Source organism: Clostridium beijerinckii HUN142 (assembly GCF_000621745.1).
GTDB classification, from domain to species: domain Bacteria; phylum Bacillota; class Clostridia; order Clostridiales; family Clostridiaceae; genus Clostridium; species Clostridium beijerinckii_A.
In genome coordinates, this window is record NZ_JHXK01000021.1 from 79,098 (window position 1) to 93,032 (window position 13,935).

At 28.4% G+C, this 13,935-nt stretch carries 19 protein-coding genes; 3 read left to right on the top strand and 16 right to left on the bottom strand.

The window, feature by feature from the left end:
- Window positions 1–601: 601 nt before the first annotated feature.
- Together T483_RS0111520 and T483_RS0111525 are read left to right on the top strand one after the other, a co-directional pair.
- Entirely contained in the window at window positions 602–1,015 is a 414-nt protein-coding gene (locus T483_RS0111520; protein ID WP_026886988.1) for a polyketide cyclase, read from the top strand.
- Window position 1,016: 1 nt separating this feature from the next.
- The gene (locus T483_RS0111525) at window positions 1,017–1,460 is read left to right on the top strand and encodes a MarR family winged helix-turn-helix transcriptional regulator (protein WP_026886989.1); all 444 of its coding nucleotides are present in this window, start codon (window positions 1,017–1,019) and stop codon (window positions 1,458–1,460) included.
- 233 nt (window positions 1,461–1,693) lie between these two features.
- Here T483_RS0111525 and T483_RS32140 read toward each other — a convergent pair whose 3' ends face one another.
- From T483_RS32140 to T483_RS0111570, 10 genes are all read right to left on the bottom strand, one after another.
- Complete coding sequence (locus T483_RS32140) at window positions 1,694–2,038, bottom strand: hypothetical protein (protein ID WP_242841846.1); 345 nt, start codon at window positions 2,036–2,038, stop codon at window positions 1,694–1,696.
- A gap of 3 nt (window positions 2,039–2,041) precedes the next feature.
- Complete coding sequence (locus T483_RS32145; RefSeq protein ID WP_242841847.1) at window positions 2,042–2,497, bottom strand: flavodoxin family protein; 456 nt, start codon at window positions 2,495–2,497, stop codon at window positions 2,042–2,044.
- 78 nt (window positions 2,498–2,575) lie between these two features.
- The gene (locus T483_RS0111535; protein ID WP_051560357.1) at window positions 2,576–3,283 is read right to left on the bottom strand and encodes a PadR family transcriptional regulator; all 708 of its coding nucleotides are present in this window, start codon (window positions 3,281–3,283) and stop codon (window positions 2,576–2,578) included.
- A gap of 122 nt (window positions 3,284–3,405) precedes the next feature.
- Complete coding sequence (locus tag T483_RS0111540) at window positions 3,406–3,948, bottom strand: DUF6144 family protein (protein WP_026886991.1); 543 nt, start codon at window positions 3,946–3,948, stop codon at window positions 3,406–3,408.
- A 151-nt stretch (window positions 3,949–4,099) separates the two neighbouring features.
- Window positions 4,100–4,936, bottom strand: coding sequence for an AraC family transcriptional regulator (locus T483_RS0111545; protein ID WP_026886992.1), 837 nt, complete (start codon window positions 4,934–4,936; stop codon window positions 4,100–4,102).
- 417 nt (window positions 4,937–5,353) lie between these two features.
- Window positions 5,354–6,067 carry a DUF2812 domain-containing protein gene (locus tag T483_RS0111550; RefSeq protein WP_026886993.1) on the bottom strand — a complete coding sequence of 238 codons (714 nt, stop codon included), beginning with the start codon at window positions 6,065–6,067 and terminating at the stop codon, window positions 5,354–5,356.
- A 3-nt stretch (window positions 6,068–6,070) separates the two neighbouring features.
- The gene (locus T483_RS0111555) at window positions 6,071–6,403 is read right to left on the bottom strand and encodes a PadR family transcriptional regulator (protein ID WP_026886994.1); all 333 of its coding nucleotides are present in this window, start codon (window positions 6,401–6,403) and stop codon (window positions 6,071–6,073) included.
- Window positions 6,404–6,878: 475 nt separating this feature from the next.
- Window positions 6,879–7,970: a DUF4179 domain-containing protein gene (locus tag T483_RS0111560; RefSeq protein ID WP_026886995.1), complete on the bottom strand. Its 1,092-nt coding sequence runs from the start codon at window positions 7,968–7,970 to the stop codon at window positions 6,879–6,881.
- Between the two features lie 13 nt (window positions 7,971–7,983).
- Window positions 7,984–8,517 (bottom strand): sigma-70 family RNA polymerase sigma factor, encoded by a 534-nt coding sequence (locus T483_RS0111565; RefSeq protein WP_026886996.1) that lies wholly within the window; start codon window positions 8,515–8,517, stop codon window positions 7,984–7,986.
- A 475-nt stretch (window positions 8,518–8,992) separates the two neighbouring features.
- Window positions 8,993–9,928: an AraC family transcriptional regulator gene (locus T483_RS0111570; protein ID WP_026886997.1), complete on the bottom strand. Its 936-nt coding sequence runs from the start codon at window positions 9,926–9,928 to the stop codon at window positions 8,993–8,995.
- A gap of 205 nt (window positions 9,929–10,133) precedes the next feature.
- Between T483_RS0111570 and T483_RS0111575 the strand changes: the two genes are divergently transcribed.
- On the top strand, window positions 10,134–10,874 hold the full coding sequence (locus T483_RS0111575) for an SDR family oxidoreductase (RefSeq protein WP_026886998.1): 741 nt from the start codon (window positions 10,134–10,136) through the stop codon (window positions 10,872–10,874).
- 147 nt (window positions 10,875–11,021) lie between these two features.
- On the opposite strand, the gene T483_RS32150 is transcribed toward T483_RS0111575, so the two are convergent.
- The 6 genes from T483_RS32150 to T483_RS0111600 all read right to left on the bottom strand — a co-directional run bounded on the left by T483_RS32150 (window position 11,022) and on the right by T483_RS0111600 (window position 13,923).
- On the bottom strand, window positions 11,022–11,333 hold the full coding sequence (locus tag T483_RS32150; protein WP_242841848.1) for a hypothetical protein: 312 nt from the start codon (window positions 11,331–11,333) through the stop codon (window positions 11,022–11,024).
- 30 nt (window positions 11,334–11,363) lie between these two features.
- Window positions 11,364–11,573, bottom strand: a complete 210-nt coding sequence (locus T483_RS32155; protein WP_242841849.1) for a helix-turn-helix domain-containing protein — start codon at window positions 11,571–11,573, stop codon at window positions 11,364–11,366.
- A gap of 352 nt (window positions 11,574–11,925) precedes the next feature.
- On the bottom strand, window positions 11,926–12,465 hold the full coding sequence (locus T483_RS0111585) for a nitroreductase family protein (RefSeq protein WP_026886999.1): 540 nt from the start codon (window positions 12,463–12,465) through the stop codon (window positions 11,926–11,928).
- A 107-nt stretch (window positions 12,466–12,572) separates the two neighbouring features.
- Window positions 12,573–13,067 carry a GNAT family N-acetyltransferase gene (locus T483_RS0111590; protein ID WP_026887000.1) on the bottom strand — a complete coding sequence of 165 codons (495 nt, stop codon included), beginning with the start codon at window positions 13,065–13,067 and terminating at the stop codon, window positions 12,573–12,575.
- A 36-nt stretch (window positions 13,068–13,103) separates the two neighbouring features.
- Window positions 13,104–13,337 carry a hypothetical protein gene (locus T483_RS0111595; RefSeq protein ID WP_026887001.1) on the bottom strand — a complete coding sequence of 78 codons (234 nt, stop codon included), beginning with the start codon at window positions 13,335–13,337 and terminating at the stop codon, window positions 13,104–13,106.
- A complete protein-coding gene (locus T483_RS0111600) occupies window positions 13,324–13,923 on the bottom strand; it encodes a sugar O-acetyltransferase (protein ID WP_026887002.1) in 600 nt (199 codons plus the stop codon). The genes T483_RS0111595 and T483_RS0111600 overlap by 14 nt, the downstream gene beginning before the upstream one ends.
- Between the last annotated feature and the right edge of the window lie 12 nt (window positions 13,924–13,935).

Genomic DNA, 13,935 nt, shown 5'->3' on the forward strand with positions numbered 1-13,935 from the left:
ATTCTTCTTTCTCTCCCTTCAAATTTAAATTGTTTCTACTTATTTCTATTTTTTCTACATACATCACCCCTTTTTCTTATTTTTACCACTTGAGTGGCATTATTTGTTAGCTAACTGAGACAATTTTACAATTTAATTTCATATATGTCAACAGTTACCATGTTATTATTTGTATATTGTTGTATATATTTATATTTTTAACGCTTAAAGTTATATATTAAATTTATTAAAGTACTTTATTAGTCTATTATTATTTAAAAATTATGCTGAAAAATCCAATATAAAATATAAAATTATTAAAATTTAAAATAGCAAAAATTCTAATACACTTCAATGTGCCCCTTAAATAAATACTCTAAATATGAACTAAAATCATAAGGAATTTATTACACTATCTTGTTCAATACCAATTTATAATTTAATCTTAGATTGAGCCACTGCACTTTTTTAGGATATATTGTCATAAATGTATTTTCTGAATTTCATAATTAGAATATAAAATTAATTCCTTCATATAACTTGACAAAATAAGGAATGAATATTATAAATATATATAATAAGTGTACTTATAATAAATATATATATTAAAGGAGAGCTTAAAATGGAGTTAACATTCAAATTAGAAGTAAATGCACCTAATGAACTTATTTGGTCTTATTATGCTGATCTTGAAAAAAGACATATTTGGGAAGAAGATTTAGAAAGCATTAAATTTAATGGAGAATTAAAAACAGGAACTACTGGAACAATGAAACTAGAGGGAATGCCAGAGATGTCTTTTACTCTTACTAATATCGTTCCTAATTGTTCTTATTGGGATAGAACTGATGTCCCTGGTGTTGGAGGAATATATTTCGGACATGATATTTTGCAAAAAGATGGTAAAACTTTTATTCAACATACTGTGAGATTAGATAAAGAAAACCCATCGGAAGATGATGTAAATTTTCTTTGCAATGTATTTTCTGATGTCCCTAAATCTACTATGATAATCAAAAAGGAGGCTGAAAGATAAATTGGAATTTCCATCAAATCGTTTTAAAGATGATGCAGAATCATCAACCGGACTTCTTTTTATTCGCGTATATAATAAATGGCATTCCATTATAAATCAAGAGTTACGTAAATTAGGGATTACTCATCCTCAATTTGTAGTGCTTACCACCTTAAACTTTCTCAGTCAATCTGATGATAATGTGACTCAAGTAAGTATTTCTAAGATGGCAGATATGGATGTCATGTCAGTATCCCAAATCGTTAAGGGATTAGAAAAGAAGGAATTTATAAGAAAAACTGTAAATCCGAAAGATAGTAGAGCAAATGCAATTATACTATTACCCAAAGGACAAGAAATAGTAAAACTCGCTCTTCCTGTTGTTGAGAAAATAGATGATGATTTTTTTGGTATTTTACAGGAAAATGAAAAACTCTTTCGTAAGTATCTAAATCAACTAGATTAATATCTATTTATAGGTAGGATACCAAAATATAGAAAATGGATAGATCTCAATATATCTATCCATTTTTATATATTTAATCATGTTAAACATTAAGTATAATTTTTATATGGAAAACTGGATTATGTGCTAAATTAAATAGTATTCTTAGTAAGAACTTTAAATAGTTAAAAGCTCTCTTCCAAGAGTTCTGTCATACATATCTCTTTTTATCCTTTATTTATACCAAATGCCCTTTAATATGACATTTTACTTTTCAACTTTTTCCCTACCAAATCAATAATTAATCTTAGTATAACTCCAAATAATTTTTTTAAAGGATTTATCTTTACATCGTAAAAATAATATGAATTTAACCAATTCTTGTCATTCCAATAATCATAATCAGCCCTAGAGGTAAAAGTCTTAGTTCGTAAACAATTAAACATAAATATATCATAATAAGATGGAGCTTTTCTAACTTGACTTTCAATAGCTTGTCTAAATTTATTCGTAAGTTTCTCAATTTTTAAATATGTCTTTTTATGATAACCTTCATTGTAAACTAAAGCAAAATTATCCTTTCTATTTTCAAAATACATAGGCTAAATAATACTTATTATTCCAATTAAATTACATGCCCAACCACTAATAGTCATCTTCATATATTTACCAACCTGCTTATGGCCACCTCCATCACTGGTAATAACAATCAATGTAGGCTTTCCCACTAATTCTTGACGATGGAATAAAAATGCCATTCTATCAATAATTCTTTTTAATGGTGATGGAACTTGATATGCATAAACAGGTGTAGCAATAATAATTCCATCAGCCTCTAAGAGCTTTTTTCTTATTATATCTAAATCATCCCTGCAAGGACAAAGTTTTTCACTCTTCTTAAAACATAACCCACAACCTCTACAATCTTGGATTTCATAATCCTTTAAGAAAATATAATCATAAGTCATGTTCTTAGTTCCTAACCTCAATTCAATTTCCTTACATACATTTAAACTGTCCTGCTTTCTTGGACTTCCCATTAATATAACTATTCTCATTTTATTCCTCCACACACTATCCAACATTGGATATAAAATTTAATAATATGTCCTATCTTTTTTAGATAGGACATATTATTATTTGCTTAATTTTTTAATTAACTCTTCTAATTTTTCTGACGCATTTTCCGGATTCTTTAAGATTTCCTGTTTTAGACTTTCTATTGAATCATTTGTTGAAGCTTCCATTTCTTCAGCATTAGAAAAATCAAAATTTGAAATAAGGCTTGAGATTTCATTACTTGTAACAATGCATTCATCAATCTCATCAATAAATGCTTCATGCCATTTTATTTGGTATTCAAGATTTGAAATCATTATTTCGAATGAAATTTTTTCAACCGCAAGACTTTGCTTATTGACTTTTATCTTCTGCCACTTTTTTAAATATGTTATCTTATCTCTTAACCCATCGATATGGCTATGTATAAGAGAAATCATACTTTGTTTATCAAGTGTATTTAACAATGGATAAATAATAAATTTATCAGAACCGCTTGGGTACAATTCATTAGTTATTTCATTTTTTACAAGTTCTTTTAATTCATCTCTGCCCTTATCAGTTATTTTATAAATTTTTCTAGCTTTTGATCCAGAACCAATTTCTTCTTTTAAAACAATCAATCCATCTTTTTCAAGCTTATTTAATGCATAATATATTGATCCCGATTGAATCTTTGTCCACTTATCCATATGGTTTGTTTGGATGAACTTTTGGATTTCATATCCATGAGTAGATTTTATGCTTAAATAATATAAAATTAATACCTTAATTATGTTTCTCACCTCTTTATCCAATATTGGTTATAATTCATGATATACCCAAGATTGTATAAAGTCAAATATTTTTATTCACTATATCACTTCTTACCCAGAACTCATTTATTTATGATATTACCTCTCTATTACTATATAACCCCTTTCGGAATTATCTTCATGAGGCATCTTTTATTACCCATTTTTATACTTTTCAGTAGCTCAACATCAACTTCACACTTAAAGGCTTCTTCGAATAATACTTTACTATACCCAGTAGTACATTGACACCATGTATCAGACCCTAACCTATCTACATCCGCAAGCATTGGGCATGGACAAAAATTAAACTGTAAATAAAGTTCTCCATTCTCATAAAATAGCCCTATATCTTTTGCTTTTTGTAAATTTCCGAATTCTTCTAAACTTGATGATAGTTCCATTAGCTCTTTCACAAGTTCTAACTTCTTATCCATTCCATATCCACACTGGCACTTCATTCTGATCATCTTAATAGTCGCCTTGTCAAATTTGCTTTCCAATCTCTTCATTGTAGAATTCACCCATATGGCGTTTCTTTCTAATTTACCACTTCCCTCTTTTCCATATACAACTTCTCTTGCAATATCCTCATTGCTTTGACCCTTAACAGCTTCATAAATAACATTCTCTTGGATTTTCCTTATATCAAACATAAAATTCCCCTTTTCTTGACTTTATCTAGCGATAACTTTAATCACATAAAAGAAAATAACAATACTAAAATTTCATAATTATTTTTTAATGCGCCTTATCACTATTTTTATAATAAGGGAAACCTTACTTTTCTACTTCTGAATTCTTGCTCTATTTAATAGCAACACATAAATCCATAGTAACATGACTATTTTTTCTATCAATACTATGGTAAATCCCTAATGCATATTTTTCGTCTCTTCTATACCCACTACGTGGAAGCCAAACATTAAAGATTCCCAGAAATGTTATAAAAATATCATATATATATCCACTAAATCTATAAACTGCAAATTTACCACCTTTTATTGTTGTAAGATTTTCTGACTGTACATCTTCATCGACAGTGATACATAAATCATATATACATTTGTCTAACTGAGTAATAGATGGATCATTATAAGATTTTTCAATCAAAAGCGTATCTGGTTTAATATAAGCTTTATACCGTTCCATAAAACTATACCAATTAACGCCTATCTCACTATAATCTCCAATATATCTTTCATAAATCACGTTAAGATCAGTCAAATTTTCTATACTAATGTTCTGATCATAATTCTCAAAAGACTTAAAAGCATTATATTCACTAGGACAAAATGGATTAATAACGCCTGCTGAATTCATAGATTTTCTAAATTCTACTGGACAAATACTATATTGCTTACTAAAGGCTGAACTATAATTGGAAGAACTGTATCCATAATTAATTCCAATATCAGTAATAGTTTTGTCTTTTTCAACCTTAAGACTTACTGCACTTTGATCTATTTTTATACGTTTGATAAAAGAATATACACTTATTCCTGTTTCTGCTTTAAACATTCTACTAAAATGATATTTTGAAAAATCACAGTAATTAGCAACATCTTCAATAGAAATCTCCTCATCTATATGCTGCAAAATGTATTCAATACTTTTATTTATCAAAAGTTTTTTAATTATCATCTTAAGCCCACTCTCCCAAACACTTTTTACATAAACTAAAGATTTCGTTTTGATAAAAGTTTACCTTCATTTAAAAAATATTACTGAAATGTTAACTTTCAATAACAACATTAATAATAAAAAATATAAGCTTCTCCAAGCATTATTTTCATATTTATTTTATATTTAAAATATCTCTCACTTCTTCAAATTATAACATATTTTGTAAATACAACATCACTTATGACACCTTACTTTCACTTATAAAAATAGCCTTAGACAATATATAAATGCCTAAAGCTATAAATCATATTTATGATATAAATTCATCGTATCAGTATAAAATACTAAAATCTCTGCATACCAATATTATTAATAAGTTAAAAGTATAGAAGTATCTACATCAAGCAATTATTAAAATATATAAGTCTCTTACTTCTATTTTATGAATTTTCGTCTATATACAGACAGTAACAAAATAATATTAAAAACAATTAGATATATTCCCGTAGGCATACTTATAACTTTTAAAACCATTAGAATTATTTGAACTATATCTATTATTAAAATTAGTGCTAAAAATCTACTTATTTTATGTCTCTTATCTAAATCAGACATTTTTTGAAGTTTGCTTATTTGGCTATAATGACTTAAGCATGGTATTGTTGTAAAAACAGAAACTGCTATTATTGGTATAAAAATAATGAAAAGCACTGTATTATATATATCAGGCAAATTGCTATTTTTAATAAAAGCCATTAAAATAAAAAGTATAATAGAACAAATAGAAAATGGTATTGCCACTTTTTTTAGTGATTGATACATGCTTATATGCTTTTCTATTTCAGTATCCTTATCAGTATAAATTTTTTTTGTTCCTTCAGGAGCACTAAATATATGAATTATATTTCCTATCGAACACACATTAGTCCATCCTGCTTCACTAAAATACGAAAAATATTCTTCATCTAGATTTATTCTATAATCTAAAGCATATTGCAGTTTTTCCGGCTCAGCTTTTTTTAATTTATATCCCATAAATGCAAATTTCTCTAATTTCCATCCTCTACTAGCATATTCAGATAGCATCTGCATTTCCTCGTACTCAGCAAATGATAATCCCTTACTCATAATATATTTTGTACCAAACATCTATTATAACATCTCCCTATCATTAAATGCATTCTCAGCAATTTTAACCATTTTACGCTTTCTTTCAAGCTCATTTTTTAAAGATTCAATCCCTTTATCAGTTATTACATAAACTTTTTTCTTTTCTGATTCTTGCGTAAGTTCTATAAATTCTGCATCAAGAAGTTTTTTTATGCTAGTATATAATGATGCAGGACCTATTGAGAACTCCCCTTCTGACATTTCCTCAACTGATTTCATAATTAAATAACCATGCTTAGGCCTTATTAAAGATAATAAAATATAGTAATACGCATCCGTAAGTTCGCCCATATCTAAAGAATTATTTCTAGCCAGCTCTCATACACCTCCTCTATATCATTTAACGATATATCATTAAATAAACTATATCATTAAATGATATATATGTCAATAAATGATATAGTATATTTTTTAATATAATACTATTATTGGCAGATTACCTAAAGAGCGGTATTGTATTTGCAGCATTTATTGTGAATTTTCTTCTTGAAACAAAATAATAAGTTTTATGCTTCTACTTCAAGTTGGGTTATTTTAATGTCACTATTAATATTGATTGTGATTCTTATATAAAAAATTTCAAAAAAATAGTAGCCCCAATTTGCAATTTGGATAGCTACCATTTTTAATAAAAAAACAGTTATTTTTGCTTAAACTTACTTATCGTCATTTATTTGCGATATGATTCATGGTATCATTAGCAAGTAATAACGCTTTTATAAAAATAGAATATCTGCTTTTCAGACACCCTATTTAGAATTATATTTTAATTACCTTTCTTATTTATACTTTATTTTAAATTAGCTGTAATAATCTTATCTTCAATTATATATTTTGTTCTACCATCTTCTGAAACAGATGTGGTATTTGTATTTATTTTGTTAAAAGTATACGGAATAATTTTTATGGAATTTATATTAAAATGCTTTTCGGGTAACTCATGTACATAATCTCTATAAAGATATGCTCCATTTCCTATTTCTCCTCGTAAAGGCACTGAATCACCATTTGCATCAACAATATCATAATAGTAATTTGCATCTTTATTATTTTCATGCGCACTAAAACCCTTTGAATCACCAGAAATAAACACTTTATCTGGTGTAATAGTAATATTGCCCAAAGAAAGTTCATTATCACCAATTATAATATTTTTATCTACCTTGACATCTTTAGTATCTTTTTTATAATTCGTAGAATCATAGACAAAGCTATAAGTAAAATCTGAAGAACTAATACCATATTCTTCAGCTAAAGAAGAAAATACTAACTTTACATCTTCCTTATCAGTTAATGGTAATTCCATCATTTCTACCTCAAGAATCACATTAGTTTCTTTCTCAAGTTCATTATTTTCTACCTTATCGTATCCAACAAAATCCTTATATCCTGCAATACTATATCCAACATAATCAGAACTTCTCTCAATTTTTTTTCCGTTAATATAAATGTCTGGAACTAATTTATGGTTAATATCAACAAGGTCATTTTTTTTCTTATTAATATTAAAATTAATAATGATTCTTGAATTATCAGTAAAAAACTCATTTAAAGTAAGCTTAACATCTTTACTCTCCAAAGTTTTCCCTATCTCAGTTGAATAGTTTTCTCCAGTAGTATTAATTCCTAACCATTTATTAATACTATCTTTAAAGCTTGCTGCTCCTGCTAAAACCTCATCTCCATGAATTCCTAAATTTACAATCAAAAGCAAGGCTACTATAGCTGCTAAGGCCTTCTTTTTATTCCAAAACAATGTTTTCTTTTTAGACGTTGTAAATTGTCTCATGAGTTTCTTCTTTTCTAATTCATCAACCTCTTCTATTACATACTGTGAAAAATCTATTTCTACATTATTTAATAAACTATATTCATCTTTCATGGCTTATCCCTCCTTATGGTTTAGAAAATATACTTCTAAGCTTATTCTTTCCTCTAGAAATTCTGTTATATAACACAGAGGGTTTAATATTAAACTCTTCACTAACTTCCTTTACAGATTCTTCTTTCACAAAAAGCTTAATAAAAAGCTGCTTATCAAATAAACTAAGGTATTTTAAGATTTCCTCTGTTTCATATTCTAATTCGTTCTTTAAAGCCTCTTTTTCTATTGTGAAGTCACTTTCTATATCTAGTTCAGATATATCCATATGCTCAAGAGTTTTTAAATATTTTCTCTTATAATCTATAGCTCTGTACTTTGCTATTGCGGCTATCCAATTTTTTAAAATATTCTTTTCTTTATCAAAGCTTGTGATATTATTCCATATCTTAAGGTATACATCATTGATGCATTCCTCATGATACTGTGGAAAATTGTATAAATGTTTTTTTACTATAGCTTTTATTAATGGTGCATATTCATTAATAAGTAACTCCATGCCTTTTTCACTTCTTTTTTTTATTAATAAATAAATTTCTTTATCCATAGCAAAATCCCCCTTTCTGACAATGCCTTACACTTACTATTACGGATAGGATAATCCTAATTCTATCAATGAATAAAATTTTTATTTTTTTGTGCCTTAATATAAGTACTTTTATAATAAACATAAATCTATTAAATGATAACTTCCAATATCTCTATGCAAGTTGGATACACCCCTTATAATCCCAATATCTATTTAAAAATTTATATTATTTCTATCCAAGCTATAAAAAATGCTAATATTATACCTTTAATTCTATCATCATAAGACAATATATCATCATGATTTTAAGCGAAAAAAAAAATAGTAGCCCTTTTTTGCAATTTAGATGGCTACCATTTTTAATAAAAAAGTTATTTTTGCTTAAACTTACTTATCATAATTTATTTGTGATATGATTCACCGTATCATAAGTAAAAAATCAAGCTTTTTACTATACCTCTCTCTCTCCATTTATATTATTAATTTACCACTCTTAAAAATTGATATAAATGGAGTCCTTAAGCCGTTTTATATCACTTATAGGTGGTAATCCAAACATTCGTGCATACTCACGACTAAATTGAGATGGACTTTCATAACCAACTTTATAACCCGCCTCCGCTGCTTCTAGCACCTCTGAAAGCAGCAGTCTCCTTGCCTCTTGTAATCTAATCTGCTTTTGATATTGTAACGGACTCATTGCAGTAACCTTCTTAAAGCAATGGTGCAACGATGACGAACTCATATTAATTTCCTTTGCTAATTCATCAATACGCAGGGGTTTCTCAAAATTATTATTAATCAAGTTAATAGCTTTTGAGATAGCCCGTGCATGGCTACCTATCATAGCAAATTGCTTCAATATGTATCCATGTTTATCTTGTAAAACTCTATAAAGTATTTCTCTAATAAATAGAGGAGCAAGAACTGGAATTTCCTCTGGAGTTTCTAAAAGGCTTACAAGCCTTAGCAAAGCATCAAGAAGTAATGAATTACCTTTTGTTACAGTTAATCCTCTTTCCAAGCCAGGCTTTTCTTCAAAATCTTGCTTTGATTCTTTAATGATATCAAAAATTTGATCTGAATTAAAACTAAGCCTGACACATAAATATGGCTGGTCAGGAGTAGCTTCAATTATTTTGCCTATAATAGGTAAATTAACAGATGCAACTAAATAAGAGTTTGCATCATATCTATAACTTTCTTTTCCTAGAATTACAGTTTTCGCACCTTGTACAATTACGCATATGGATGGGATGTAAATCGAATGCAGTGGTTCTGAAATATTAGAGGCACGTATTAAATCCAATGATGGTATATCAGTTGATTGAAATCCATCTCTATAAGTAAATTTCTCAACTAGAGAGGCGAGACGCCTTTGCTGATTACATAATTTATAATTTTTTATATTGTAAATCCTTTTTCCCATAATAATATCTCCTCATAAAAAAATTATAATTTCTTTTGCAGGATTGTGCAATGATTAGGAATAAATAGGCTACCTATTCATATCTAAATTATCCTATAATCAAATCAACAAATAAAGAATATGCAAGACAAAAATATTTACTCAATGCAAATACTCTCATATATCTTTAATTATAAGTAAATTATTTTAATGGAGGTTTATATCAATGAGAAACTTAGAAGGTAAAGTTGCAATAATAACAGGTGCATCTAGAGGAATAGGAAGTGCTATAGCTAAACAATTATCTGTACTTGGAGCTAAAGTAGTTGTCAATTATTCTAGTAATGCAGTAAAAGCAGAAGAAGTTGTAGAAGAAATAACTAAATCAGGCGAACAAGCCGTTGCAATTAAAGCTGATGTTAGCAACATAAAAGACGTTGAAAGATTGTTTTCAGAAACAATCACTAAATTTGGAAAGGTAGATATATTAATAAATAATGCAGGCGTAATACTTTATAAATTACTTTCTGATGTAACAGAAGAAGAATTTGATAAGCTTTTTAATATAAATGTGAAAGGTACTTATTTTGCATGCCAACAAGCTATGAAACATATGGAGAATAACGGAAGAATCATTAATTTTTCTACCTCAGTTGTTGAAAGTATGTTCCCAACTTATAGCGTTTATGCAGCCACAAAAGGAGCAGTTGAACAAATCACACGTCAACTAGCAAAGGAATTTGGCCCTAAAAAAATTACAATTAATGCTGTAGCACCCGGTCCAATAAATACTGAACTTTTCAACGTTGGAAAGACATATGAGCAGATTGAGGCAATTAAACAAATGAATTCCTTTGGACGTATTGGTGAACCAGACGACATAGCGAATGCTATTGAATTTTTGGTTAGTGATAAAGCTCAATGGATAACGGGCCAGACTATTCGAATTAATGGTGGATATGTTTAATACTCTTATCTGTTAAAAAAACAAAGTTTTTCAGCTAATATCCCCTAAGCCCGCATTATTCCAGCATATTCTGAAGAATATTAGAATACAGCAATGACCTACATAAAAGGTAGAGGCAGTTACATTTAAAACAGCCTCTACCTTTTATTAATCTTCATCTATTTTTACTCTCCGCATTTTATTTTTAACTTTTACTGCATATTTTAATTCATATACTGGTATTCCTTTATTAATTGCATCTGCAATTTCATCCATTTCTTTTTTAATATTTTCTTCATCAGCATACCATCCAAGTACAGTTGATTTTTCTCCCCAAAGTGCTCCGCTATTAATACCGATTAACCAATATTTAGGCTCATCATTTCTTGCTTTATACATTACACTTGACGCTAAAACTTTATAGCAATTAACAATTGATTTTCCGTCATGCGATTTAATAGTGATTTTCCCAGTTGGCATAATTACATTAGTAGATAAAGGTTTATCATTTTAACTAGACCTTATTTCACTCAACATCAAATAATCTAAAGATACATTAAGTTCTTTAGATAAGATAAGCAATTTCTCCATTTCTGGATAGCCACTTCCCTGCTCCCATTTAGAAACTGCCTGGCGGCTTACTCCAACTATTTCTGCTAGCTTCTCTTGTGAAATATTTCTTTCTTGCCTAATTAATTTTAAATTATCTAAAAAACTCATAACTTCATACCTCTTTTCTTTATTATTATGTGCAAATTATAATGAGTTTTACACTAAAATAACACCAACCTGTAATTGCAAATACGCAACTTGTATTTGCATTGCCCATAAACTGTATAAAAACTTAATTATGAATTACTTCTTATTAAAATTATTTCATTGATATAAAAATAATCACACTACCAACTTGAAATTTTAATAGTGTGATACTTTAATCGAATATTTACTTTTTATGGTTTATAAATCATTATATATATTTCCTTAATAGATTTAAATTTAAAACTCTAGAAAAACAATTTCCTAATTAGAGCTAGATTTCAATATATTAAATGTTAATGTAGTTATTACTTTATTACTCCCAACTTTCGTAATGAACCATATATTCAAGCTTCTTTCTCGGACGAGCTTTAGGAGTTTCATCTGGATATCCAATAGTTAAGACTCCAACTACATATTTGTCTGATGGTATATTTAATACTGGTCTAATTTCTTCCTGTGTGAATTCTGCCACCCAGCAAACGCCTAGCCCCAAGCTATTAGCTTCCAGTAGCATATACCTTGTTGAAATTGAAGTATCTCTAATTATTCTTTTTAATTCATCCTGAGGACTGTTATCATCTAAATACACATCCCCTTCTTTAATTCTGCAACGTATATCTGCAACACATACAATAAATACTGGAGCTGTAAACATCCATTTTTGATTATGAGAAGCTTCTACTATTTTTTGTCTCATTTCTTCAGATTTAACCACTATGTAATGCCAAAGCTGAGTATTGTTACCTGATGGAGCAAGCCTTGCACTTTCTAGTAATTCATTTATTTTTTCGTTTTCTACTGGTTTATTACTATATTTTCTTATACTTCTACGCATTTCAATTTCTTTAATCATTTATTTAAATCCCTCTCTTCATGGAATTTTAGTAGATTTTACACATAGTTATAACATATTCAATAGAACACTACTCTTTATTTTAGAAGGATATCTTTTCTAAATAACTACTTTATAATGCTATAAATATATGAATCATGATATGCACCATGATGATAACGATATTTTCTCAATGTACCTTCTCTTAGAAATCCTGCTTTTTGCAATAACTTTTGAGCAATGATATTCTCCACGTCAGTATCAACTTCTATCCTTACTATTGGGTAATTCTCGAATATATACTTTACTATTAAATTAAGTATAACTGTTCCATTTCCTTTGTTACAATTATCGGAACTTAAAACCAAGCCAATTCTCACAATTCCTTGTCTATAAAAACTTAAGTAAAGTGATCCAATTGTTTGCTCTTCTTTTTCTACATTCAGTATTTGAAACTCAGAGGAGCAAAAACCATCTTTCTCATATTCAAGTTGTAGTTTTCGAAATGATTCAAATTGAAATTCTTGATAATCTTCACATGTCTTTTGCGAATTAAATTCATAAATTACTTTTAAATCACGTTCCTCAATAGTTCTTATATTAATATCTCCTTCTGTAATCATTTTTTATACTCCTCCAGTATACATTTTTAAAATAATTTAAATTGTTCCTTCTAAAAATATCTTCAAACTACAAACATCATTAAATATATGATTTGTATTAATTTTTTTCAACTCTTCTAGGTCAACACTATTTGACCACGCTGCCGACAAACACGTTACGCTTACTTCTCTACAGGCTACTACATCAGAGAATGCATCACCTACATAGCAAAATTCATTCTTATTAATACAATATTTTTTTAACAGCTTTATAATATTATTGTACTCCATTAATTTTCCTAATCACTCTACATGGATTTCCAGCTGCTACTCTATTTTCAGGAATATCCTTTGTTACTACACTACCTGCCCCTATAACACTTCCATTTCCAATACTAACTCCAGGTAAAATAATAACTCCGCCTCCAATCCAACATCCATCGCCTATAGTAATAGAAAGTGCGTAAGTATTGCAAAAATATTCCCCAGTTTCTGGATCCCAATTTTCTACTAATCTGTCCTCTAGCTCTATTGGATGAGTTGCTGTATAAATTTGCACATTAGATGCAATTAGTACATTATTGCCTATAGTAATTTTGTTGCAATCTACAAAAGTACAATTCATATTAACAGATACATTATTACCCATATAGATATTACGGCCATAGTCACATATAAATGGAGATCCGACGGATATATTACTCCCTATTCTACCAAAAAGGCTTCCTAGAATTTCTCTTTTTTCTTCCTTACCATCATAACTAAGACTATTATATTTTGAAAGTAATGTTCTTGCTGTCTTCTTAAATCCTAAAAAAATTTCATCATGACAGTTATAATTCTCTCCTGCCATACATTTTTCTAATTCTGTTTTCATATTATAATGCTC

What these genes read in the sequence shown, in the direction of transcription:
- T483_RS0111520 (WP_026886988.1), top strand. Translation starts at nt 602, where the DNA reads ATGGAGTTAACATTCAAATTAGAAGTAAATGCACCTAATGAACTTATT.
- T483_RS32140 (WP_242841846.1), bottom strand. Translation starts at nt 2,038, where the DNA reads ATGTATTTTGAAAATAGAAAGGATAATTTTGCTTTAGTTTACAATGAA.
- T483_RS32145 (WP_242841847.1), bottom strand. Translation starts at nt 2,497, where the DNA reads ATGAGAATAGTTATATTAATGGGAAGTCCAAGAAAGCAGGACAGTTTA.
- T483_RS0111540 (WP_026886991.1), bottom strand. Translation starts at nt 3,948, where the DNA reads ATGTTTGATATAAGGAAAATCCAAGAGAATGTTATTTATGAAGCTGTT.
- T483_RS0111545 (WP_026886992.1), bottom strand. Translation starts at nt 4,936, where the DNA reads ATGATAATTAAAAAACTTTTGATAAATAAAAGTATTGAATACATTTTG.
- T483_RS0111550 (WP_026886993.1), bottom strand. Translation starts at nt 6,067, where the DNA reads ATGTTTGGTACAAAATATATTATGAGTAAGGGATTATCATTTGCTGAG.
- T483_RS0111560 (WP_026886995.1), bottom strand. Translation starts at nt 7,970, where the DNA reads ATGAAAGATGAATATAGTTTATTAAATAATGTAGAAATAGATTTTTCA.
- T483_RS0111565 (WP_026886996.1), bottom strand. Translation starts at nt 8,517, where the DNA reads ATGGATAAAGAAATTTATTTATTAATAAAAAAAAGAAGTGAAAAAGGC.
- T483_RS0111570 (WP_026886997.1), bottom strand. Translation starts at nt 9,928, where the DNA reads ATGGGAAAAAGGATTTACAATATAAAAAATTATAAATTATGTAATCAG.
- T483_RS0111575 (WP_026886998.1), top strand. Translation starts at nt 10,134, where the DNA reads ATGAGAAACTTAGAAGGTAAAGTTGCAATAATAACAGGTGCATCTAGA.
- T483_RS32150 (WP_242841848.1), bottom strand. Translation starts at nt 11,333, where the DNA reads ATGCCAACTGGGAAAATCACTATTAAATCGCATGACGGAAAATCAATT.
- T483_RS32155 (WP_242841849.1), bottom strand. Translation starts at nt 11,573, where the DNA reads ATGAGTTTTTTAGATAATTTAAAATTAATTAGGCAAGAAAGAAATATT.
- T483_RS0111585 (WP_026886999.1), bottom strand. Translation starts at nt 12,465, where the DNA reads ATGATTAAAGAAATTGAAATGCGTAGAAGTATAAGAAAATATAGTAAT.
- T483_RS0111590 (WP_026887000.1), bottom strand. Translation starts at nt 13,067, where the DNA reads ATGATTACAGAAGGAGATATTAATATAAGAACTATTGAGGAACGTGAT.
- T483_RS0111595 (WP_026887001.1), bottom strand. Translation starts at nt 13,337, where the DNA reads ATGGAGTACAATAATATTATAAAGCTGTTAAAAAAATATTGTATTAAT.
- T483_RS0111600 (WP_026887002.1), bottom strand. Translation starts at nt 13,923, where the DNA reads ATGAAAACAGAATTAGAAAAATGTATGGCAGGAGAGAATTATAACTGT.